The sequence below is a fragment of the Streptomyces sp. BI87 genome, from assembly GCF_025957665.1.
GTDB lineage: Bacteria > Actinomycetota > Actinomycetes > Streptomycetales > Streptomycetaceae > Streptomyces > Streptomyces albidoflavus.
In genome coordinates, this window is record NZ_CP110079.1 from 2,697,627 (window position 1) to 2,720,036 (window position 22,410).

Below are 22,410 nucleotides of genomic sequence, written 5' to 3' on the forward strand. Positions count from 1 at the left end.
TCCCCTCACGGGGCCCGACACGGCCTCGTTCACCAGCCCGCGCTGGTGCCCCCGTGGCCCCAGGAGCTGTCGCTCCGCCGCCAGGAGGTGGCGTCCGGGGCTTCCGCGGCCGGTTCCGTCGCCGTCTCCCCGGCGGACGCGGCCACGTACACGCGGGCCCCCTCCTCGGCCAGCTCCCGTACCCGCTCGTCACCCGGCTCGATCCGCAGCGCCCGGTCGAAGTCCTCGACCGCGCGCTCGTGCTCCCCGTGCGCGGCACGGGCCTGCGCCCGCAGGACGTACGGCCGCGCCAGCCGGCCCCCGGTGGCCGCGACGGCCTCGTCGTACTCCGCGAACTCCGCCTCGCACGCGCCCTGTTCGTGATGGATCTCGGCCAGCCGCAGCCGGGCCCAGAGGTAGTCGGGCTTGCCGCTCAGGGCGTGGCGGAGGTCGGCGACGGCGGCCGCGGTGTCTCCGAGGGCGTGGTGGGCCATGGCACGGCCCCCGTAGGCCCAGAGGTAGCCGGGGTCGGCGGCGATGGCCTCGCCGAACGCGACCACGGCGGCGGTGTGTTCGCCCGCCCTGCGGTGGATCTCGGCGCGTTCGCCGATGACGAGGGCCGGGTCCTGGGCGAGTTCGGCGGCGCGGGCGAGGTCGGCCAGGGCGGCCTCGCGGTCGCCGAGGGAGTCGTGGGTGCGGGCCCGCTTGAGGAGCGCCCAGAAGTGGTCGGGACGGGCGCCGAGCGCCTGGTCGAGGTCGGCGACGGCCAGCTCCGGGCGGCCGAGGGAGAGGTGGGCGGAGGCACGCGAGACGAGAGTCCCCGGGTCGCCGGGGGCGAGGTCGAGGGCCCGGCCGAGCAGGGTGACGGCCTCCTCGAACTGGCCCAGGTGGCGCCGGGTCTCCCCGCGTTCGCGGACCAGGCGGGCGAGGGAGGCGGGGTCGGGTTCCGTCCCGGTGGCGTCGGCGGCGAGGCGGGACTCTGCCTCGTCGAGGTGGGCGAGGGCGGCGGCGTAGGCGCCGGTCTGGCGGTGGGCGACGGCGCGTTCCATGGCGGTCCGCCAGTCACCGGGGCGCAGGGCGTCGAGCCGGTCGTAGTCGGCGAGGGCCTTGGCGAGCGCCCCGGCCTCGCGGTGCAGCGCCGCCCGCGCGTACAGCGCCTCGGCCCGGGCCTGTTCGCCGAGGCCCGGCCGGTCGACCAGCAGCCCGGCGAGGCGGGCCCGGCCCTTGGGCCCGTCGTCCTCGTCCAGGACGGCGAGGCAGTCCGCGCCCCAGCCCCGGGTCGCCGCGTCACCGTTGTCGCGGCCCGCGTCGGCGAGGGTGCGGGCCCAGCGGCGGGCGGGGGCGGCGCCGAGGCGGGCGGCCGCCGCCCCCTCGGCCAGCAGCTCCGGCAGGGCGGTGGCGGGGTGGGCGCAGAGCCGGTGGTACGCGGCCTCCAGGCGGGCGTGGAGCCGGGCCGGATCGGCCTCGTCGCGCCCACCGGCCCCGCCCAACTCCTCGTACCGCCGTTCGTGGAGCGCGGCGAGGCGCAGGTGGGCGGCGCGCCAGCGGGCCGGGGCGGTGGTGCGGCGCAGGTGGAGCATGGGGGCGCGGACCACGTCGTGGTAGCGCGGGGCGCCCTCGCGGCCGGAGACGAACGGCAGGGCGGTCAGGGACGCGAAGAGGGCGGCCGGGTCGCCGGGTTCCTCGGTGGCGGCGGCGCAGACGTCCTCGTCGAGGGTGCGCGGCAGGGCGCAGGCGAGGGCCGCCTCGCGCTGCCCGGGCGGGGCGTCGCGGCCGAGGAAGCGGTCGACGGCGGTGGCGCCCGCGAGGACGGTGTCGCCCGGATGGTCGGCCAGGGTGGTGACCAGCACGGGCAGCCCGGCCGACCCCTCCCAGACGGCGCGCCGGGCGTCCTCGTCGTGGATGCCGCGAGCGTCGAGCAGGCGTCCCGTCTCGTTCTCGGTGAGCGGTTCGAGGGGCAGGTGGGCGACGAGGTCGGTCTGCCCGCCCCACAGGGACCGGTCGGGCCGGTTCCGCCCGGCGAGGGTCAGCACCAGATTGCCCGGCGCCTGCCCGTACCGGTCCGTGGTGGTCAGGTCGCGCAGCCACGCGTCGAGGAACGGCGCGGTGTTCTCGTACGTGTCGAAGAACAGGGCGGTCCAGGGCACCTCCTCGGCCACCCGCCCCAGCTCGGCGAGGAGCACCGGGCTCAGCGCCGGCAACGGGTCGAGCACCAGCCGCACGTCGTCCTGGTCCCGGAACCGCGCGCTGAGCGAGGCCGCGAACCGGTCCGCCCCGCGCGGCAGCCGCTCCCCGTCCACCACCGGAGCGAACGCCCCCACCCCCGGCACCATCCCGACCCCCACCAGCCCCGCCCGCACCACCGCGGAACTGACCGCCGAGGCCCCCTCCTCCGCCCCGTCCCCGCCCCCCGCGTCGGCCCCGCTCGCCGCCAACGCCTCGTGCACCCTGCGCCGGTGCGCCTCCAGCCGCTTCTCCAACGCCTTCAACGGCCGCCCCTGCCGCGCGAACTGCTCCGCCACCACCGCCATCACCTCGGGCACGCTGTGCACCGAGTCGTCCACGTACGCCGTGAGCGCCCCCCGCCCCACCGCCAGCCGCTCCCACTCCCGCACCAGCGTCGACTTCCCGACGCCACCGACCCCGTACACGTGGAAGAGAAACCGGTGCGTCGGATCGGACGGCGCCCCGTCCAGATTCCGCGCGAACAGCTCGATCTCCTGCTCCCGCCCGACAAAGGCACCTTGCCTGCGACGACGGATCAGGTCCTGGAGGGAGGGGCGGGACATGGGCGGGGTCCCCCTTGGGGGTTGGGATGGGCGGGGATGGGCTGGGGGCCAGTATGGGTGTTCGGGGGGTGGAGTGGCAGCGGGGTTGGGGGAGTTGGGGGTTCGGCGGGGGTGGGGGTGCGTGAAACTGGGTGCGGGGGCGGGAGGTGAGTGCTGGCGCGCGGGGCCGCTAGGGCATCGCGGTCCGCACGAGGTCGGCGGAGGGAACACCCCCGCGTGCGCGGGGACCACAGGTCCGCTTCTCCGTAGCGCGGGTCTCAGTTGGGACCATCCCCGCACACGCGGGGACCACTGGCCGCCGACGACGGTCGAGCCGACCTCGTGGGGACCACCCCCGCACACGCCATGCCGGGCCAATTGAAGCCCATTCCCAACCCCCCGCACCCCTTCCGCCCACCCCGCCCCCACCACCCCAAAATCCACTAGCCACCCCGGCCCAGCCCCCGCACCCTCTTCCCCATGGCCAACCCCACCAACCTTCCCCACCCCACCCACCAGATCCGCGCCCGCCAAACCCCCACCACCCTCACCGTCTACCAGGCGTACCCCCCGTCCATAGCCCTCCCCGCCGCCCAGTCCCACCGCTTCCCGCCCGCCTGGAAGCGGGACCGCATGACCTGGATCAAGCCGTCCTTCCTCTGGATGATGTATCGCTCGGGCTGGTCCCGGAAGGAGGGGCAGGAGCGGGTACTGGCGATCGAGATCAGCCGTAAGGGATTCGACTGGGCGTTGGCGCATGCCTGCCTCTCGGCGTATCAGCCGGACCTCCATGCCGACCGTGACGCCTGGCGTGCGGCGCTGCGTGGTTCGCCTGCCCGGGTTCAGTGGGACCCCGAGCGGGACTGGCGGCTTCAGCCGCTGCCCTACCGGGCGTTGCAGCTCGGGCTGAGCGGGGAGGCGGCGCGGCGGTACGCGGACGAGTGGCTGGTTTCCGTCGTCGATGTGACCGGGCTGGCGCACGCCGTGCACGAGCGGGTGCGGGCCGGGGACGAGGCAGGGGCGCGGGAGCTACTGCCGGAGGAGCGTGTGTACGTGCCGGAGGGCGGTGGACGACTCGGTGCGCTACACGGTGCAGGAGTTCCTGCCGCCGGCCACGGCCCAGGGCAGCTGGCAGGCGACCGACGTGGACTGCGAGGGCGCGGAGGCCGGTGAGCTGGAGCCCGGTTCCACCAGCGGGGAAGTCCGCCTCACCCCCGAGAACCCGACGCCCACCCCTCCCCCGCCCCGCACTCCCGACCCCACGCACTCCCCCAGCCACCCCGGCGGGCTTCCGGACACCGGCCAGACCACCGGCTCCCTGCTGCCGCTGGCGACCCTCGCCGGCACGCTGGCCCTGGCGGGCCTGGTGCTCCTGATCGTCCTGCGCCGCAGGAGGACCGGCTGGCCCTCACCCCTCGCGGCTGAACCAGGCCGCCGCACCGGCGGCACCGCCGGGAGGGCTGGCCTACCCTGGCAGGAGTGGGTCGGCAGGGGTCATCGACTGGATTGACAGGAAGGTCCGCCGCCATGGCAGAGGAGAGCGGACCCGGGGCCGGAGCGGGGTCCGGGGAGTCCTCCGGCGCCGTCTCCCCCGACCAGGAGGGGGCGCGCCTGCTGGCGCTGGAGCAGGCGGGGCTGTCGTCCGCGGCGGACGAGGGGATGGACCGGTTCGCGCGGATCGCGGCGCGGCTCGCGGACGTGCCCGTGGCGCTGGTCTCGGTGGCCGGCGCCGAGCACCACTCGTTCCCCGGCATGACCGGCCTCGAAGCCCCGCTCTCCGAGCTGCGCCGGACCGGGCTGTGCGCGGAGGTCGTCTCGGCGGGCCGGCTGATCGTGCGGGACGCCCGTACCGATCCCCGTACCCGGGGGCGGCCGATGGTCGAGGAACTGTCGGTGGCCGGGTACGCCGGACTGCCGCTGGTCGACGACGACGGGGTGGTGCTGGGGTCGCTCTGCGCCATCGACCGGCAGCCCCGGGAGTGGACCGACCGCGAGGTGGAGGCCCTGGCCGACCTGGCGGAGGCGTGCGCGGCCGAGATCCGGCTGCGGATCGTCACCCGCCGGATCGAGGAGGCCCGCGGCGAGGCGGCGGCGCTGCTGGCCCGCTCCGAGCTGGTGCTGCGTGCCTCCGAAGTACTCGCCGACACCACCGGCGTCGGCCAGGTCCGCCACCAGGTCGGCGAGCTGATCACCCGCGACCTCCACCCCTCCTTCGCCGGGCTCAGCCTGGCCCAGGAGCGCATCCCCTGGGACGCCACCGAGGGGCGCTGGCCCGACGGCACCGCCCAGGACCCGGCGGTCGACCCGGTCGCAACCCCGTGGCCGACGGACCGGGCCGCCCGGGAGAAGCGGACCGTCGCCGTCCACGGCATCCACCAGGTCCGCGCGGAGTACGGGGACGAGGCGGCGGCCCGCTGGGAGCGGCTCGGTTTCGCCTCCCTGGTGTGCGTACCGCTGGCGGGCACCCGGCGTGTCCTGGGCGCGCTCGCGGTGGCCTGGCGGAGCCGGCACGAGCCGGACCTGGGGGAGCTGGCCGTGCTCACCGCCACCGCCGCCTACGCCGCCCGCGCCCTGGAACGCGCCCTCTTCGTCGACGAGCAGATCGACGTGGCCCGCCAGTTGCAGGACGCCATGCTCACCGAACTCCCCTCGGTGCCCGGGCTGGAGATGGCGGCCCTGTACCGTCCTGCCGCCGCCCGCGACCGGGTGGGCGGCGACTGGTACGACGCGTACCGGCTGCCGACCGCGGAGGAGGAGAGCGGCGGGCCGACGCTCGCGGCGACCATCGGCGACATCACCGGCCACGACATCCGCGCCGCGACCCTGATGGGCCAGGCCCGCAGCATGCTCCGCCAGGCCGACCACGATCACCCGGGCGCCGGGCCCGCCGCCGCCGTCGAGGCCCTGCACCACTCCACGACCACCCTCGACCTCGGCCTCACCGGCACGCTCATCCACGCCCACCTGACCCCACGCGACCAGGGCTGGGAGCTGACCTGGACCAACGCCGGGCACCCGCCGCCGCTGCTCGCCGTACCGGGCTCGCCCTGCCGCCTGCTGACCGAGCACGAGATGATGCTCTACCCGGGCCTGGCCGAGGGCGGCTGGCAGGAGTACCGGCAGCCGCTGCCGCCGGGCAGCACGCTGCTCCTCTACACCGACGGGCTGGTGGAACGCCGGGGCGAGGACATCGACGCCTCCATCGAGCGCCTCGGCACGCTCCTCTCGGCGGGGGCCGGCACCCCGCTGGCCCGCCTGACCCGCCAGCTCACCGTCAGCATGGCCGGGGAGGACCCCGACGACGACGTGGCCCTCCTCGCCCTGCGCTGCCCCGGCCCGCACGGCTGCCGCACCCCGCCCCCCACCAGCGGAAACCCTGTGGCACGGCCGTATCCGGGCCCGTAGGCTCGCGCGCATGAAACTGGAGATCACCACCCTGGCCGCCCGCCCCGAACTGGCCGGGGCGCTGGGCGAGATGCCGGACACCTGGCCCGAGTTCGTCCTGGAGGATCTGGTCGGCTGGGCCAACTTCCCGCGTATCGCGGTGGAGTTCCCCGAGTACGTCCTGGTGGCCACGGACACCGCCGGGGAGGTGGTCGCCCGCGGCTACAGCGTGCCGTTCGTCCTCGACGCCCCCGGGCGGGGCCAGCTGCCGCCCGGCGGCTGGGACCAGGAACTGCTGTGGGCCTTCTCCGACCTGCGGCGCGGCCGGACGCCCGACACGGTCGGCGCCGTCGAGATCACCGTGGCCGGCGACCACCTGGGCAAGGGCATATCGGGCCGCATGGTCGAGGCGATGCGCGAGAACGCCCGCGCGCTGGGCCACCGCGAACTGGTCGCCCCCGTCCGCCCCAACGCCAAGCACCGGCGCCCGGACCTGCCGATGGCGGAGTACGTCCGGCTGACCCGCGCCGAGGACGGCCTGCCCGAGGACCCGTGGCTGCGCGTCCACGTACGGGCGGGCGGGGTGATCGACTCGGTCGCCCCGGTGTCGATGACGGTCAGCGGCACCCTGGAGCAGTGGCGCGACTGGACCGGGCTGCCCTTCGACACCGAGGGACCCGTCGAGGTCCCGGGCGCGCTGGTCCCGGTCCACTGCTCGGTCGCCCACGGGTACGCGGTCTACGCCGAGCCGAACGTCTGGGTGCGGCACCGGCTCTGACCCCGCGGCCTGACGGGCGGGAGGCCCGGCACGCCGTCAGGTGCGTGCCGGGCCTCCCTGCTGGGGGGCGGGTCAGGGGGCGGTGCCCCAGGTGAGGGCGGCGCCGAGGTAGAGGCCGATCTTCGCGTGGTCGGTGAAGCCGGTGGAGGTGGAGCGGCTGTAGTCGTCGCTCTCGTCGAAAGTGGACCAGTCGGCCTTGTTCAGGCGGAGCTGGATCTCGCCGGTGGCGGCGCCGGGGGCGAGGCTGCCGGAGGCGAAGCCGACCTCCACGTAGTGGCTGGCGCCGGGGGCGGAACCGCTCGCCTGCTTGACGGTGTGTGTGACACCGCCGCAGCCGAGCTGGGCCCAGTCGCACGTACTGGTCACCGCGCTCGACCCGTCCGGCGTGAACCAGTACCGCAGCTTCACGTCCGCCAGGTTCACCGCGCTCTGGCCGGTGTTGACGACCTGGAGCCCCATCCGGATCTGGTTGTCGGTGGGCGAGGTGTCCGAGGTGCGGTACTGGACCTTGAGGGCGCCGGTGGAGCCACCGCCCTCGTCGGTGGTGGCGGCGAGGGAGGCCGAGGGCGCGGAGACGTTGCCGACCGCGTCCTTGGCGCGGACGGTGTAGGTGTAGGCGGTGCCGGGGGCCAGGCCGCTGTCGGCGTACGCGGTGGTGGTCGTGGAGCCGACGCGGGTGCCGTCGCGGTAGACGTCGTAGCCGGTGACACCGGTGTCGTCGGTGGCGGCGGTCCAGGAGAGGGAGACCGTGGTGGCCGAGGTGGCGGTGGTCTTCAGGCCGGTGGGGGCGGTGGGCGCCGTGGTGTCGTCCTCACCGGGGCCGCCGGGCTCGCCGCCGCCGTCCAGCGGCGGGTGGGCGTTGGCCAGCAGCTCCTGGAACTGGGCGGAGAACCAGTGCCCGGCGACCGGCGAGTCGGGCAGCGCGCCGGTCAGGCTGAAGCCGTTGCGGCCGTTGCCCTCGTAGGTCGGGTCGCACATCCGGTCGAAGCCCTTGCCCTCGTCGTTGTCGATCGGCTCGCTGCTGCCGTCCGACTCCCCCGGGGGCTTGGCCCACACGTACGCGTCGATGCCCGGCTCGGGCGCGGTCACCGGGCGCTCGCCGACGCCGGCGCCGCTCTGGTTGCACCAGTTGCCGGCGTGGATGCGGCGGTCGGCCCGGCTGCCGTCGACGTAGGCGTCGACGCTGGTCGTGGGGCCGGGGCCGGTGGGCCGGTCGTCGCCGCCCCAGCCGTTGCGGGCGGTGTCGATCAGCATGCCGAGGCCGGAGTCGAAGCCCTGGCGGACCAGTTCCTCGCGCAGGCCCTGCGCGAAGGTCAGCTCGTCGACGTAGTAGTTCCAGTCGACCCACTTCGACTGGCGCACCGTGGTGCCGTTCACCGTGTCGGTGATCTTGAGGTACGGCTCCTTCAGCACCGAGTAGTTGGCGGTGTTGACGATGAAGCCGTGCACGTCGTCGACGGTGGCGCCCTCGGTGGTCGCGGCCTTCTTGAACTGCTGGGCCGCCGGGACGAAGTTGGAGTCCCAGCCGAGCCAGCCGTGGTGGGCGGCGTCCACGTAGTTGTAGACGTTGGGGATGTCTCCGAGGGTGCTGAGGGCGTAGCCGACGCCCTTCTCGTAGTTCCCGTTCTCCTTCATCACGGCACACTCGGGCGTGGAGCCGGCGGTGCCGCCCGCGTTGGTGACGAGGTTCGGCAGCGAGTCCGGCTCGATGAGGGCGACGATGCGCAGGTCGGCGTAGGCCGGGTCGGCGAGGAGCTCGGCGATCGGGTCGATGTACTCGCTCTTGTACCGTCCGATCTCGGTCGGGCCCAGCTCGCCGTTGGAGGCGAGGGCGGAGCAGTCGCGGCCCGGCAGGTCGTAGATGACGACCTGGAAGAGGTCGGCGCCCTGGTCGAGCGCGGTGTCCAGGTGCTCCTTCAGGCCGCGGCCGGCCGTGGTGCCCTCGATGGCGGCGATGCGGTCCATCCAGACGAAGGACGGCTCGTCCGCGATGGCGCTGCCGCCTGGTTCGGCGGCGGCCCTGGCCGACCAGTCCGGGTTCACGTACGGGGTGGCGCCCACGTACGGGTTGTCGACCCGGGCGGCGGTCACGTCCTCGGCGTCGGCGGACGCGCTGCCGGGGACGGCGACGGCCAGGGAGGCGCCCAGGAACAGGGCGGTCAGCGCGGCGGCCGGGCGTGCGCGCCTGCGGTGTCCGGCTCCGCCGGACGGGCTTTTCCCTCTGCTTCTCGTGCTCATGCGGCTCCGTGCTCCTCTCGTACGCCCTCGGCAACGCTGCCGGGGCGGGATCGGGGGTGCGGGTGGTGCTCGGAGTACGTGGTGCTGAGCTGCGCTTGGTACTGGCTGCGCGTGGTGCGTCCGGGAGTTGAACTGTGGGAGCGCTCCCACATTCTCGCTGTGACCAGTACCTGTCAACAGCCTGCGCAAGAATTGCCCGTACGGGCGGACCGGCCGACGGGTCCGCCCGGGGCTGGGGGTGGCGGTGGTGCGGGTGGGGTCAGTGAGGGCTGGGCCGGTCGGGCCGGTCGAGCCGGCCGGGCTCGGGGGCGGCGGCGACAGGGGCGGGGCCCGGCGTGCCGTCCCGGCGGGAGCTGCCGCCGGTGGCGGGGCTGGGGATGCCGTCTGTGCCGGTGCCGGAGTTCACGCCGGTGTGGCCGGCGGAGGTCGGGGGCGTCGCCGGCTGCGGCGGGTAGAAGCGGCGGGCCCAGCGCCGGAACGGGCCGATCGGGCCGTCACCGCGGGCCAGCCTGGGCGGCTGGACGTACTGCTTGTGGTGCCAGATCGGGAAGTCGGCCGCCGTGAACGCGCAACTGGCCTTGAACACCGCCCGGTCGAGCACCCGCGTCGCCACCCGGCTCACCGCGCGGGCGAGCGGGGCGGGCAGCCGGGCGGGCTCGTCGAAGGTGAGCCGGTTGAGCTGGCGGAGCTGCATCCGGTTCGGCCCGATGGCCGTCGGCAGCACCGTCGTACACATCCGCAGGCCGATCCTCGGCGTGTGCACGTCGGCATGAAGAACCGCCAGCCCGTACCCCTCGACCCGCACGTCCACCGTGAAGTCCCCGAGCACCGGCGCCGACTCGTGCGCCCGCATCGACAGCCGGAACTCCGCCCCGTCGTACCGCACCGGCCCGCCCATCTCCGCCCGCTTCCACCCGTGCAACGTGGCAAAGTGCCCCAGGTCGACCGAGTTCTCGATCACCTCCTGCGCGTTCCCCGCCATCTCCCACACCCCCGACCGCGCCGGCCGGTGCCCGACCTCGTGCCACTCCGGCACCGTCCAGTCCGGCTCGCGCCCGTCGTGGTGCCGCCACACGAACACGGCCCCGTTCACCTCACACACCGGATACTGCCCGAGCGGCGACCGGGGCGGCGCCGTGTCGTACCCCGTCCGCACACAGGCCCCGTCGGGCCCGAACGCGAAGAAGTGAAAGGGACAGACCAGGTCCTCCCCCTCGACCTTGCCGAGCCCGAGGTGCGCACCGAGGTGGGGACAGTAAGGCTTCACGGCCCGCAGAGCGCCGGTCCCGAGCCGGTACAGCACCACGTCCTCCCCGGCGAGCGGCCGGGTGAGCACCTTCCCTCTCGTCAACTCCTCGGAGAAGGCAACGGCAGCCCACCCGTCGGGGTAGGGCAGCGGGGCCTGTCCCGTGGCATCGGCTGGGGTGGGCCCTTCGGTGATAGCGGTTCCGTACTTCCGTGACAGTCCCACGCGGCACTTCCTCTCGGGTGGACGAACTCCCTGAAGGAGGCTGCCCGGGGGGTGGGGGGATGCACTTGGGGGGTTGGGGATCACTCGAAGGGGGGTGGGGCCGCCTCGGCGGGGAGCACTCCGACGAGCCCCGGCATGCGACCGACCGCTTGGGACTAACCCCGCATACGCGGGGAGCACCTGACCTGCCTGGGGCGGAAGCTGATGGGCGGGGGACCACCCCCGCCCACGCGGGGAGCGCCCTCTATGACCTGCGGCGTTACCCGCCCCCACACCCCATCTCTGCAAGCTTGCCAGATTCCGGCAATTGCCCTGAACGCTGCATATCACCCTCCCTCTCGGCCCCATCACGAGCCCCGCCCGTCCTCCCCCAGAACCCCCACCGCAACCCAGCGAGAGACCGGCAGAACCACCCCAGCCCCCCTCCCCCGCCACAACGAACCCAGTCAACCCCCACCCACCCCCAAGCGTTCTGGTCCCCGAGAGGCACTCCGCCCCTCCCCGACCAGGAGTCGCCCCATGCCCCAACACCCCACCCGCACCCTCGCCTTAACCCTGTCCATAGCCCTGGCCACCGGCGCGGCAACCCTGACCCCCGCCTCCGCCACCCCAGCCGGGCACCCGGCCACCAACCCAGCCACCCCCGCAGCCCAGCCGAATTCCCCCCACCGCCAAGCCACCCTCTCCGCCCTCCAAGACCTGGTGAAGAAGGGCACCCTCCCCGGCGCCTCCGCCGAAGTCCGCTACCGCGACGCCCGTTGGACAGCCCAGGTCGGCCACGCCGACACAGCCACCGGCCGCGAACGCACCCCCGACGACCACTTCCGGGGCGCCAGCATCACCAAGACGTTCATCGCCACCGTGCTGCTCCAGCTGGAGGCGGAAGGGAAGCTCAGTCTGGATGACTCGGTCGAGGAGTGGCTGCCCGGTCTGGTGCGCGGGGAGGGGTACGACGCCGAGGCGATCACGGTGCGGCAGTTGCTCAACCACACCAGCGGGATAGCCAATTACACCGACGACCCGGAGTTCATCCACCGGGCCGCCGGGCCGGGATTCGCGGAGCACCGCTACGACACGCACCCGCCCGAGGAGCTCGTGGCCCTAGCGTTGACGTATCCGCCGTATCCCGAGCCGGAGTCGGCGCCGATGTACTCCAACACCAATTACGTCCTGGCCGGGATGGTGATCGAGGCGGTGACCGGGCGTTCGTACGCGCGGGAGGTCACGCTGCGGGTCATCCGGCCGCTGAAACTGGGCGGAACGTCCTTCCCGGGTGTGGATCCCAAGATGCCGAAGCCGCATCCGGTGGCGTACTCGCGGCTGCACCGGACGGAGCCGGATGCCGCGATTCACGACGCGACCAAGCAGAACATGACCTGGCTGGGTGCGGCGGGTGACGTCATCTCGACCGCCGGGGATCTCAATCGCTTCCAGCGGGCGCTGGTGGCCGGGAAGCTGCTGCCGCGCGCCCAGACGGAGGCGATGTTCGCCGAGGTGCCGGCGGAGGGCGGGACGGGGTACGGGCTGGGAGTGGAGTTCGCCGAGACCTCGTGCGGGGTGAAGGTGGTCGGCAAGAGCGGGCGCACCAGCGGGTCCCTCTCCGCGATGGTCGGCACGCTGGACGGGCGGCACCAGCTCACGTTCAACATCAACGGGGACTGGATCGGTAACGGGCTGCTCTACGTGAACGTGATCGAGGCCGAGTTCTGCGGGAAGGGCCTGGAGACCAAGGGGAGGGGCGCACCCCTCGTCCCCTAGCGGGCCGCGAGGCGGTCCAGCAGGCCGGTGGCGCGGGCCAGCAACTCGCGTTCCCCGGCCGTGAGTTCCGCTTCGATGGCCTGGGCGAGCCAGCCGGCGCGACGGCCGCGTTCCGCTTCGAGGGCGGCGCGGCCGGCGGCCGTGAGTTCGACCAGGGACTTGCGGCCGTCGGTGGGGTGGGCGCGGCGGGTGATCAGCTCCTGGTCCATGAGGAGGCCCACCGCGCGGGCCATCGACTGGGGGCGGACGCGCTGGTCGGCGGCGAGGTCGCTGGTGGTCATGGGGCCCTGGCGGTCGAGGACGCCGAGTACGGCGACCTGGCCCAGCGGGATGCGGTCCTCGTGGGTGACGCGTCGGGTCAGCCTGCCCATGGCCGTACGCAGTTCGGCGGCGATGGCGGCGGCTTCCGGGGTGGGCATACGGCACTTTATCGCGCGGGCCCGGCGCACAGGGGCCCTGACCTGCACAGGCACACTGCACAGCCAAACTGTGCAGCCAAACTCATCAGTTTAGCTGTAGGGTCTGGTGGTGTCGGGCTCAGCGCCAGCGCTGTCGCAGCCGGGGCCCGGCATACGACCAGGGAAGGAACTCCCATGCCGGAAGCCGCAGCCGGGATCGGAAACACCGCCATCACGGGCGTCGCCGCCCGCCGGATCATCGACAGCCGGGGCAATCCGACGGTGGAGGTCGACGTCGCGCTCGCGGACGGTTCGCTGGGGCGGGCGGCGGTCCCGTCGGGGGCGTCGACCGGCGCCCGGGAGGCCGTGGAGCTGCGCGACGGGGACCCGGCGCGCTGGCACGGCAAGGGGGTCGACCGGGCGGTGTCCCACGTCGGCGGGGAGATCGCGGCGGCCGTGCGCGGCCGGGACGCGCTCGACCAGGCCGGTCTGGACGCCGCCCTGGTCGCCCTCGACGGCACCCCCGCCAAGTCGCGGCTCGGCGCCAACGCGGTCCTCGGCGTCTCGCTGGCCGCCGCCAAGGCCGCCGCGGCCTCGCTCCGTCAGCCGCTCTACCGGTACCTGGGCGGGGAGAGCGCCCACCTGCTCCCGCTGCCGATGATGAACATCGTCAACGGCGGTGCCCACGCCGACAATCCGCTGGACTTCCAGGAGTTCATGATCGCGCCGGTGGGCGCGGAGACCTTCGCGGAGGCGGTCCGGATGGGCAGCGAGGTCTTCCACACCCTGCGCCGCGACCTGCTGGCCGCCGGGCACTCCACGGGCGTCGGCGACGAGGGCGGGTTCGCGCCCTCGCTGCGTACCGCCGAGGAGGCGCTCGACTTCGTGACCGCCGCCATCGAGCGGACCGGCTACCGGCCCGGCGCGGACATCGGCCTGGTGATGGACCCGGCCTCGTCGGAGTTCTTCCGCGACGGGGTGTACGACTACGCGGGCGAGGGGGTGCGGCGTACGTCCGCAGAGCACGTCGAGTACCTGGCGAAACTCCTCGACGCGTACCCGGTCGTCTCGGTCGAGGACCCGATGGCCGAGGACGACTGGGAGGGGTGGCGGGAGCTGACCGCGCGCGTGGGCGACCGTTGTCAGCTCACCGGTGACGACGTGTTCTGCACGGATGAGGCGCTGGTGCGCGAGGGCATCCGTACCGGCGTCGGCAACTCGGTGCTGGTCAAGGTCAACCAGATCGGCACCCTGACCGAGGCGCTGTCCACGGTGGCCACCGCGCACGAGGCGGGGTGGACGGTGGTCGTCTCGCACCGGTCGGGCGAGACGGAGGACACCACCATCGCCGACCTGGCGGTGGCGACCGGCTGCGGCCAGATCAAGACCGGTTCGCTCTCCCGCTCGGACCGCACCGCCAAGTACAACCAGCTGATCCGGATCGAGGAGGAGCTGGGGGATGCTGCGCGGTACGCGGGCGGCTCTGTCCTGCGCCGGGCGTGAGGAGCGGCAGGCGGGGACGTGCGCCCCTCAGACCGCCAGCGTCACCATCGTCCCCGCGTAGACGAGCACGAGCAGCCAGCCGTCGAAGCCGAGGCGGAGCCAGCCGGTCTTCTGGCGGACCAGGAGGCCGGCGAGGACGACGGTGGTCATCAGGAGGGCGGCGGCGCTGAGGAAGAGTTCGTCGCGGCCGGCGGCGTGGAAGAGGGAGCCGCCGGAGTACGCGAGGTCGCCGATGGCGAGGTTGAGGACGTCGAGGCAGTTGCCGCCGATGATGGCGGCGAAGGCGAGGGTGACGGCGCCCCGGCGGACGGCGGCGATCGAGGTGACGGCCTCGGGCAGGGCGTTGATGATGCCCATGATCCCGGCGCCGACCAGGCCCGCGCGCAGCCCCGTCGAGGAGAGCACCACCTGGGCGGCCTGGGTGACGGCCCAGCCGGCGACGATGACGACGCCCGCGATGGCGGCGAACTCCACCCAGAGGGTTCCGGTGCGGCGGCGCGCGTACGTGCCCTCCGGCTCCTCGTCGGGCACGTCCTCGACGGTCTCCTTGGTGCGGACCGCCTCCCACGCCTGCCACATCGGGTCGTCGGTGCGGCGGACCAGATGCAGCCCGCCCATGTAGACCAGGACCAGGACGATCGAGGCGGGGTGGACCCCGGCGACCGTCACCTCGGGGCTGAAGGTGGCCATCAGGGAGAGGCCGAGGAGCCCGGCGAGCAGGACGCCGAAGAGGAGGTTCTGGAGGGAGGCGGCGGCGTGTTCGAGGTTGGCGCGGCGGTGGAAGGCGTCGGCGGCGACCACGGCGAGGGTCTGCGCGGCGATGCCGCCGACGGCGTTGCCGTAGGCGAGCCGGGGTTCGCCGTCGACGGCGGCGACGGTGGTCATCACGATCCCGGAGAGCGAGGTGACCAGGCCGAAGAGGACGGCGCCGAAGACCGCCTCGCCCCATCCGGTCCGGTCGGCGAGGGTGTCGCCCACCCCGGCCAGCCGCACACTGCACCAGACCGTCACGGCTCCGGCGAGGAGCAGGACGACCACGCTCCACCCGAGCGTCCACTCTCCCGAGAGCACCCCTGTCGCTGTCATGGGGAGCCGTCTGCCCCGGTGGGGCGGGGGTAGGCCGGACGGTGTTCTCCCCTGGCGCGGGCGAGGGGGACGGGGGATCATCCAGGGGCCCGGATGTGGTGTCCGGGCACCTGAACTGGGGGAAATCCATGCGCTTCCGTACCGCCGCGGCCTCCGCCGCCCTCGTCCTTGCCGCCGTGCTCTCGGCCACGGCCTGCTCGCCGGAGCCCGAGGGGCGGGCGGAGTGCGAGGGAACCGCCGAGCAGATCCCGGCCGACTGCGCGGTCGAGCCCTCCTTCGCCGAGACGGAGGCGGGCGAGCCGGCCGAGGGCGAGCCCGCCACGCCCTGACCCGGCGCGCCTCAGTCGGCCAGCGGCAGCAGCTCCGGGAGGTGCCCGTCGGACGCCTCGGCCGCCGCGATGCGCTCGGCCGGCACCTCGCCGTAGAGCGTGGTGCGCGGCTTGGCGGGACGGCCGGCCAGGGTGGCGATGGCGCGCAGGTCCTCGATGGAGCGGTACGAGCCGTAACGCGAGCCCGCCATGCGGGAGATGGTCTCCTCCATCAGGGTGCCGCCGAGGTCGTTGGCGCCGGAGCGGAGCATCTCGGCGGCGCCCTCCGCGCCGAGCTTGACCCAGCTGGTCTGGATGTTGGTGATGTGCGGGTGGAGCAGGACGCGGGCCATCGCGGTGACGGCCCGGTTGTCGCGGGTGGTGGGGCCGGGGCGGGCGATGCCGGCGAGGTAGACCGGCGCGTTGGTGTGGATGAAGGGGAGCGTCACGAACTCGGTGAAGCCGCCCGTCTCCTGCTGGATGGCAGCCAGCGTGCGGAAGTGGCCGAGCCAGTGGCGGGGCTGGTCCACGTGCCCGTACATCATGGTGGAGGAGGAGCGCAGGCCCAGTTCGTGGGCGGTCTTGACGACCTCGATCCAGTCGGCGGCGGGGAGTTTGCCCTTGGTGAGGACCCAGCGGACCTCGTCGTCGAGGATCTCGGCGGCGGTGCCGGGGATCGAGTCGAGCCCGGCCTCCTTGGCGGCGGTGAGCCAGTCGCGGATCGAGAGGCCGGTGCGGCTGGCGCCGTTGACGACCTCCATCGGCGAGAAGGCGTGCACGTGCATGCCGGGGACGCGTTCCTTGACCGCCCGCGCGATGTCGAAGTACGCCGTGCCGGGCAGGTCGGGGTGGATGCCGCCCTGCATGCAGACTTCGGTGGCGCCGACCTCCCACGCCTGGGCGGCCCGGTCGGCGACCTGGTCGAGGGAGAGCGTGTAGGCGTCGGCGTCGGTGCGGCGCTGGGCGAAGGCGCAGAAGCGGCAGCCGGTGTAGCAGACGTTGGTGAAGTTGATGTTCCGCGTGACGATGTACGTGACCTCGTCGCCGACGGTGGCGCGGCGCAGGTCGTCGGCGAGGGAGCAGAGCGCGTCGAGGGCCGGGCCGTCGGCGTGGAGCAGGGCGAGGGCCTGGTCGTCGCTGAGCCGGGTCGGGTCGTCGGCGGCCTGGGCGAGGGCTTCGCGGACGTCGCTGTCGATGCGCTGCGGGACCATGCCGGGGGCGGCCTGTTCGCGCAGGGCCTCCCAGTCGCCGTAGACGGCGTCGAAGTCGGCTCGGCGGTCGCCGGTGCGGCCCTGGGTGTCGATGGTGCGGTGCAGGTCGGTGCGGCCACTCGCGGTGAACCCCTCGTCGGGCTCCTGCCAGGGCAGCCCCTTCGGCAGCGCGTCCTCGCGGGCGAGGCCGGTGGCCGGGTCGGCCAGGGCGCGGACGTGCGGGAGGAGGCGCGGGTCGAGCCAGGGTTCGCCGCGTGCGATGAACTCCGGGTAGACGGTGAGCCGTTCGCGCAGCTCGAAGCCGGACTCGCGGGTGCGCTCGGCGAGCTGGTCGATGTGCGGCCAGGGGCGCTCGGGGTTGACGTGGTCCGGGGTGAGCGGCGAGACCCCGCCCCAGTCGTCGATGCCGGCGCCGACGATCAGCGCGTACTCGGAGTCCACCAGGTTCGGCGGGGCCTGGATGCGGGCGGCCGGGCCGAGGATGTGGCGGGCGACGGCGATGCAGGCGGCCAGCTCCTCCAGTTCGGCGTCGGGCATGGCGCGCATCGCGGTGTCGGGCTTGGCGCGGAAGTTCTGGACGATGACTTCCTGGATCGACTGGTACTGGCGCTGGATGCGCCGGAGCTGGAAGAGGGCGTCGGCGCGCTCCTCGTAGCTCTCGCCGATGCCGATGAGGACGCCGGTGGTGAAGGGGACGTTGGAGCGGCCGGCGTCCTCCAGGACGCGCAGGCGGACGGCGGGCTCCTTGTCGGGGGAGCCGTGGTGCGGGCCGCCCGGCTCGGACCACAGCCGGGTCGCGGTGGTCTCCAGCATCATGCCGAGCGAGGGCGCGACGGGCTTGAGCCGCTGGAGGTCGGTCCAGCTCATGACGCCCGGGTTGAGGTGCGGGAGCAGGCCCGTCTCCTCCAGGACCCGGATGGCCATGGCGCGGACGTAGGCGAGGGTGTCGTCGTACCCGTGGGCGTCGAGCCACTCGCGGGCCTCGGGCCAGCGGTCCTCGGGCCGGTCGCCGAGGGTGAACAGGGCTTCCTTGCAGCCGAGTGCGGCGCCCTGGCGGGCGACCTCCACCACCTCGTCCGGCGACAGGTACATGCCGTGGCCCTCGCGGCGCAGCTTGCCGGGGACGGTGACGAAGGTGCAGTAGTGGCAGCGGTCCCGGCAGAGCCGGGTCAGCGGGATGAAGACCTTCTTGGAGTACGTGATGACGCCCGGACGCCCGGCCGCCTCCAGCCCGGCGTCGCGCACCCGCGCGGCCGAGGCCGACAGGTCCCGCAACTGCTCGCCCCGCGCCTGGAGCAGCACCGCCGCCTCGGCGGTGTCCAGCGCCACCCCGTCCCGGGCCCGCTTGAGCGCTCGGCGCATGGCATTCTCGGTCGGCCGTCCCGGCTGCGCATCAGTCATACAGGCAGCATACGAGCGGGGTCGGGCCGGCGGTGCGGCCCCGGTCAGTCGTTGACGGCGGTCAGCAGCACGGCCGCGTCCTCCACGGCGAGCAGGCCGTGGCGCTCCTGCGGGATCGGGTGGAGCTGGCCCGACCTCAGTTCGGTGTCGCCGGAGACGGTGGTGATCAGGACGACGCCGCGCAGCACCTGGAGGGAGGCGGCCGGGGGCGCGTTGTGCTCGTCCAGGCGGGTCCCGGCGGTCAGCGCGATGATGCTCTGGCGCAGGCAGTCCTCGTGGACGAGGAGGTGGGCGCTGCGCCCGTGCGGGTCGGCGTGGGCCGCGGTCACGTGCTCGTCCGCGAGGGCGTTGAGGTCGTCCATGGGGCCACTCTGCCCCAGCCTCGGCGCCCTCGCGATCCGAGGCTGTCAGCGGTGGGAGACGGCCTTGACGGCGGCCTCGGCGTCGGCCCGCTCCAGGAAGGCGAGGCGGGCCCGCTTCTCGGGCTTGTCGATCTCCGGGCCGAGCACGAAGCCGACCCGGCGCAGCCGCTCGATGGCCCGCTCGTTGCGCGCGTCGGGCTCGACGACGATCCGGCGTCGGCCGGGGTCGGTGAGGATGTACGCGATCAGGGCGATGATGAGGCCGCTGCTGAAGTGCGGGACGGGCTGGCCGCCGTGGGCGGGGCCGATCAGCAGGTGGACGCCGTAGTCGCCGGGCTGGACCTCGTAGCACTCGCCGAGCGGGTCGGCCTCGGGCTCGTACGTCTGGAAGAGGGCGGCGGGGCGGCCGCCGAGGACGGCGAGGAAGGCGTGGTGGGTGGTGAGGCCGTCCAGGAAGGTGTACGTCTCGTGGACCTCCTCGCGGGTGTAGCCGTTCATCCCCCAGAACTTGGCGCGCTCCTCGGTGACCCAGGCGTACAGCAGGTCGAGGTCGGCGTCCGGGTCGACGGGGACGAGGCGGACCTCGCCGAAGCCGTCCACGTGGTGGCGGTGGACCGGGGTGCGGTCGCTGAGGTCGGGGCTGGGGATGCTGCTCATCGGGCGGGGCTCCTGTCGGACGGGGTGGGCAGGGGGACGGGGCGCAGCCGGGCGAAGTCGGTGACGACGGGGACCAGGCCGCCCTCGCGCCACAGCGGGAGCTGGTCGCGGGCGTGCGGGTCGCCCGGGACGCCGGAGGCACCGAAGGGGACGGCCCAGAGGCTGTCGTCGCGGCGGGCGAGGTCCCAGACGTAGCGGGCGGCTGGGCCGCGCGCGAAGAGGTGGGTGATGCCGGGGAGGCTGGAGGTGGAGAGGACGCAGTCGTGGTCCCCGCCGACCGAGGGCCACTCCTCCCCGGAGGCCACCGCCTGCCAGGGCGCGAGCCGGTGCAGGGCGCCCCAGGGCTGCTCGGTGTCGTCCTCCGCGGCCGCCTCCAGCGCGGCGGCGACCAGCGCCGGCCGCTCGTCCTCGGCCACGGGCCCGCCGGTGAGCAGCGATTCGAGGGCGTAGGCGATCCGGGCGGTGGCGAAGAGCCAGGGCCGGAAGACCGGCGGGTAGCCGTCGGCGCGGGCGGGCCCGGCGGGGCCGGTCAGCCCGGCGAGCGCCGGGTGGGCGGCGAGCAGCCGGACGACCTCGGCGCGGAAGGCGGCGTACCGGGCGGCGTCCACCGACTCGGCCGCCATGTGCCGGTCCCAGGCGAGCAGCCGTTCCCGCAGGTGGCGGGCGCTCTCCCCCAGTCCCGCCGGATCGAGACGGCGGACCAGGGCCAGCAGCGGCCGGGCGGAGGCGAGGTGGGTGTCCGTGTGGACGGCGGCCATGTCGGCGGCCCGCCAGCCGGTGCGGGCGGTGAGCAGGGCGCGGATGCGGTCGGCGCGGTAGGGCGGGGCGAACTCGGTGCCGAGCGGTCCGGCGAGGCCGCGCTCGTTGGCCATCACCGCGAGTCCCGGCTCGGCCCAGCTCGCGGCGGGCGCCTCGGGCAGCGGCTCGGGCTCGTCCTGCCAGGCGTGGTCCGCCTCCCAGGCGGGCACGGGGCCGAGCCGGTTGGCGGCCGGGCGGCGCGGGACGTACCCGGCGGCGCGGTGCAGCAGGCCGCCCTCGGTGTCGGCGGCGAGCAGGACGTTGACCGGCTCCACCCAGGGGTCGACGGCGGCGGACACCTCGGCGACCGTCCGCGCGGTGAGCAGCGCGGGCAGCGTCTCGAAGCCGAGGCGCCCGGAGACGCGCGGGTGATGACGGAGCGCCAGCGCGTTGGCGGCCTCCGTCTCGCCCTCCTCCCCGGGCAGCGGCCCGGCGTCCGGCCCGCCCACGACCACGGTCCCGCGCGCCGTCTCGACCACCTCCACGGTCACCGGCTCCCCGCCCGCGACCTGGTACGTCTCGGTGTGCGCCGCCACCTCCTCCCAGCCGCCGGGCCCGTACGCCTCGACGGCGCCACCGGTGCGCCGCAGCCGCTCCCGGTAGAGGTCCTGGTAGTCGGCCATGGCGTTGGTGATGGCCCAGGCGACCTGGCCGGTGTGGCCGAAGTGGGCGAGGCCCGGGACGCCCGGGACGGCGAGCCCGACCACGTCGCAGCCGGGCGCCGCCAGGTGGATCTGCTGGTAGACCCCGGGGTCCTCGACGAACCGGTGCGGGTCGCCCGCCAGCAGCGCGGCGCCGCTCGCCGTACGGTCACCGGTGACCAGCCAGCCGTTGCTGCCGGCGGTGCCGGGCCCGTCGGTGGCGAAGAGCGGGACGGCGTCGGGGCCGAGGCGGCGGGTGAGTTCGCCGCGCCAGAGCTTGGCGGGGAAGCCCGCGAAGAGCAGATGGGTGGAGAGCCACACCCCGAGCGGTGTCCACGGCTCCCAGGGCGCGGGCTCGCTGCCGGTCCGCGCGAACTCCGGGGCCCGCTCGTGCGCCCCGTCCGCCAGCGCGTCACTGACCCCCTCGGCGTACGCGGCGACCCAGGCGGCCGTGTCGGCGTCCAGCCGCTCGTAGCACCGCCGGGCGGTGTCGGCCAGCCGCGTCCGGCGGGCGAGCCCGTCCCAGTCGGCCGCGTCGGCCCCGAGGAAGGCGGCGCTGGTCCCCAGCACCCTGCGCTGCTCGACATGGAGCTGCCAGGCCCGGTCGAGCGCGGTCACGTACCCCTGGCCGTACGCGAGTTCCCGCGCCCCGCCCGCGCGCACGTGCGGGATGCCCCAGTCGTCCCGGAACAACTGGAAGCCCGGCCGCTGCCCGGCTCTTGCGGCCCTGCCCGCTCTCCCGGCCATGTCTGCTCTCTCGGCTCTCATCCGTCCCCGCTGCTCCCCGCCCGTCGCCAGGCATCGGTGTATCGATGTGCCGTCAGGTGTCTCCGCCGCCCGCCCGGCGCGCGGCCCGGGCGGCTCCCCCGAACCTTCCCCCACCCTCCACACCCGCAAAGATTTAGGTTAGCCTAACCTAAAGTAATCATCCGGGGAGGAGACCACCGTGGGTCACGGCTGGGAGGGCGTCGTCCTCAAGTTGCTGCGTGGCAAGGACTTCACGTTCACCGTCACGGGCAGCGAGGAGGTCACCCCGGAGTACCGCAGGGTGCGCTTCACCGACGGCGGGCTGCTGGCCCAGTCGGGCGTCCACCCCACGATGTGGGTCCGCGTCTGGTTCGAGCGCGACGGCAAACCGCACCAGCGCGCCTACACCCTGGTCGACCCCGACCCGGAGCAGGGCACCTTCAGCCTGGAGTTCGCCCTGCACGAGGGCACCGCCAGCGACTGGGCCCGCTCCGCGACCCCGGGCGACACCATCGACGCCACGGTCCAGGGCACCGGCTTCACCGCCCCCGACCCGGCTCCGGCCCACCTCTACGCCGTCGCCGACCCGGCCTCCCTGCCCGCCCTCAACTCCCTCCTCGACACCTTCCCGGCCACCCCGGCCACCATCTGGTTCGAGACCCCGGACGAGGCGGAACCGGCCACCAAGGGCCTCCCCTTCCGCACCGACCCCACCCGCCACACGGTCCACACCGTCCCCCGCGAACGCGCCGGCGCCCGCCTCACCGAGACGGTGAAATCCGCCCTCCCCGCCTTCCCCGCCGACGCCTACCTCTGGATAGCCACCGACACCCACACCACCCGCACCCTGGCGGGATGGGCACGGAAGGAACTGGGGGCGGCCAAGGAGCGGGTGAGCGCGCTGGGGTACTGGCGGCCGTAG

17 protein-coding genes are annotated in these 22,410 nt (G+C 74.2%); 8 read left to right on the top strand and 9 right to left on the bottom strand.

The genetic code is table 11. From position 1 onward, the window contains the following. Window positions 1–29: 29 nt before the first annotated feature. A complete protein-coding gene (locus tag OIM89_RS11615) occupies window positions 30–2,768 on the bottom strand; it encodes an ATP-binding protein (protein ID WP_264491235.1) in 2,739 nt (912 codons plus the stop codon). Window positions 2,769–3,227: 459 nt separating this feature from the next. Between OIM89_RS11615 and OIM89_RS11620 the strand changes: the two genes are divergently transcribed. Genes OIM89_RS11620 through OIM89_RS11635 form a run of 4 tightly spaced genes read left to right on the top strand, consistent with a single transcriptional unit; the run spans window position 3,228 to window position 6,909 of the window. Further along, window positions 3,228–3,920 (top strand): DUF4291 domain-containing protein, encoded by a 693-nt coding sequence (locus OIM89_RS11620; protein WP_264491236.1) that lies wholly within the window; start codon window positions 3,228–3,230, stop codon window positions 3,918–3,920. After that, complete coding sequence (locus OIM89_RS11625) at window positions 3,892–4,257, top strand: LPXTG cell wall anchor domain-containing protein (protein ID WP_413470875.1); 366 nt, start codon at window positions 3,892–3,894, stop codon at window positions 4,255–4,257. Before OIM89_RS11620 ends, OIM89_RS11625 begins: the two co-directional genes overlap by 29 nt. A gap of 17 nt (window positions 4,258–4,274) precedes the next feature. Continuing rightward, entirely contained in the window at window positions 4,275–6,152 is a 1,878-nt protein-coding gene (locus OIM89_RS11630; protein WP_260679548.1) for a GAF domain-containing SpoIIE family protein phosphatase, read from the top strand. 10 nt (window positions 6,153–6,162) lie between these two features. Next, a complete protein-coding gene (locus OIM89_RS11635) occupies window positions 6,163–6,909 on the top strand; it encodes an N-acetyltransferase (RefSeq protein ID WP_264491237.1) in 747 nt (248 codons plus the stop codon). Window positions 6,910–6,981: 72 nt separating this feature from the next. Here the strand turns inward: OIM89_RS11635 and OIM89_RS11640 are convergent, their stop codons facing one another. Both OIM89_RS11640 and OIM89_RS11645 read right to left on the bottom strand, forming a co-directional pair. Beyond that, on the bottom strand, window positions 6,982–9,147 hold the full coding sequence (locus OIM89_RS11640; RefSeq protein ID WP_264491238.1) for a glycoside hydrolase family 6 protein: 2,166 nt from the start codon (window positions 9,145–9,147) through the stop codon (window positions 6,982–6,984). Between the two features lie 259 nt (window positions 9,148–9,406). Then, on the bottom strand, window positions 9,407–10,618 hold the full coding sequence (locus tag OIM89_RS11645) for a Rieske 2Fe-2S domain-containing protein (RefSeq protein WP_264491239.1): 1,212 nt from the start codon (window positions 10,616–10,618) through the stop codon (window positions 9,407–9,409). 519 nt (window positions 10,619–11,137) lie between these two features. Here OIM89_RS11645 and OIM89_RS11650 point away from each other — a divergent pair. After that, entirely contained in the window at window positions 11,138–12,376 is a 1,239-nt protein-coding gene (locus OIM89_RS11650; protein WP_264491240.1) for a serine hydrolase domain-containing protein, read from the top strand. Here the strand turns inward: OIM89_RS11650 and OIM89_RS11655 are convergent. Beyond that, window positions 12,373–12,795, bottom strand: coding sequence for a MarR family winged helix-turn-helix transcriptional regulator (locus tag OIM89_RS11655; protein WP_030699333.1), 423 nt, complete (start codon window positions 12,793–12,795; stop codon window positions 12,373–12,375). The two genes, OIM89_RS11650 and OIM89_RS11655, sit on opposite strands and share 4 nt — an antisense overlap. A 174-nt stretch (window positions 12,796–12,969) precedes the next feature. On the opposite strand from OIM89_RS11655, the gene eno reads away from it, so the two are divergent. Next, entirely contained in the window at window positions 12,970–14,277 is a 1,308-nt protein-coding gene (gene eno / locus OIM89_RS11660) for a phosphopyruvate hydratase (protein WP_247860401.1), read from the top strand. 27 nt (window positions 14,278–14,304) lie between these two features. On the opposite strand, the gene OIM89_RS11665 is transcribed toward eno, so the two are convergent. Beyond that, on the bottom strand, window positions 14,305–15,348 hold the full coding sequence (locus tag OIM89_RS11665) for a sodium:calcium antiporter (protein WP_030699331.1): 1,044 nt from the start codon (window positions 15,346–15,348) through the stop codon (window positions 14,305–14,307). A 143-nt stretch (window positions 15,349–15,491) separates the two neighbouring features. On the opposite strand from OIM89_RS11665, the gene OIM89_RS11670 reads away from it, so the two are divergent. Continuing rightward, a complete protein-coding gene (locus OIM89_RS11670; RefSeq protein ID WP_030699330.1) occupies window positions 15,492–15,692 on the top strand; it encodes a hypothetical protein in 201 nt (66 codons plus the stop codon). 11 nt (window positions 15,693–15,703) lie between these two features. Here OIM89_RS11670 and OIM89_RS11675 read toward each other — a convergent pair whose 3' ends face one another. From OIM89_RS11675 to OIM89_RS11685, 4 genes are read right to left on the bottom strand one after another with little or no spacing between them, the layout of a single operon-like run. After that, window positions 15,704–18,283 carry a bifunctional FO biosynthesis protein CofGH gene (locus OIM89_RS11675; RefSeq protein WP_030699329.1) on the bottom strand — a complete coding sequence of 860 codons (2,580 nt, stop codon included), beginning with the start codon at window positions 18,281–18,283 and terminating at the stop codon, window positions 15,704–15,706. Window positions 18,284–18,327: 44 nt separating this feature from the next. Beyond that, window positions 18,328–18,645, bottom strand: coding sequence for a cupin (locus OIM89_RS11680; RefSeq protein WP_030699328.1), 318 nt, complete (start codon window positions 18,643–18,645; stop codon window positions 18,328–18,330). A gap of 45 nt (window positions 18,646–18,690) precedes the next feature. Further along, on the bottom strand, window positions 18,691–19,302 hold the full coding sequence (locus OIM89_RS29855) for a GNAT family N-acetyltransferase (RefSeq protein WP_047467928.1): 612 nt from the start codon (window positions 19,300–19,302) through the stop codon (window positions 18,691–18,693). Further along, window positions 19,299–21,488 (bottom strand): penicillin acylase family protein, encoded by a 2,190-nt coding sequence (locus OIM89_RS11685; protein WP_319643953.1) that lies wholly within the window; start codon window positions 21,486–21,488, stop codon window positions 19,299–19,301. Before OIM89_RS11685 ends, OIM89_RS29855 begins: the two co-directional genes overlap by 4 nt. Before the next feature lie 199 nt (window positions 21,489–21,687). Here OIM89_RS11685 and OIM89_RS11690 point away from each other — a divergent pair, with 199 nt between their 5' ends. Then, entirely contained in the window at window positions 21,688–22,410 is a 723-nt protein-coding gene (locus OIM89_RS11690) for a siderophore-interacting protein (RefSeq protein WP_151168422.1), read from the top strand.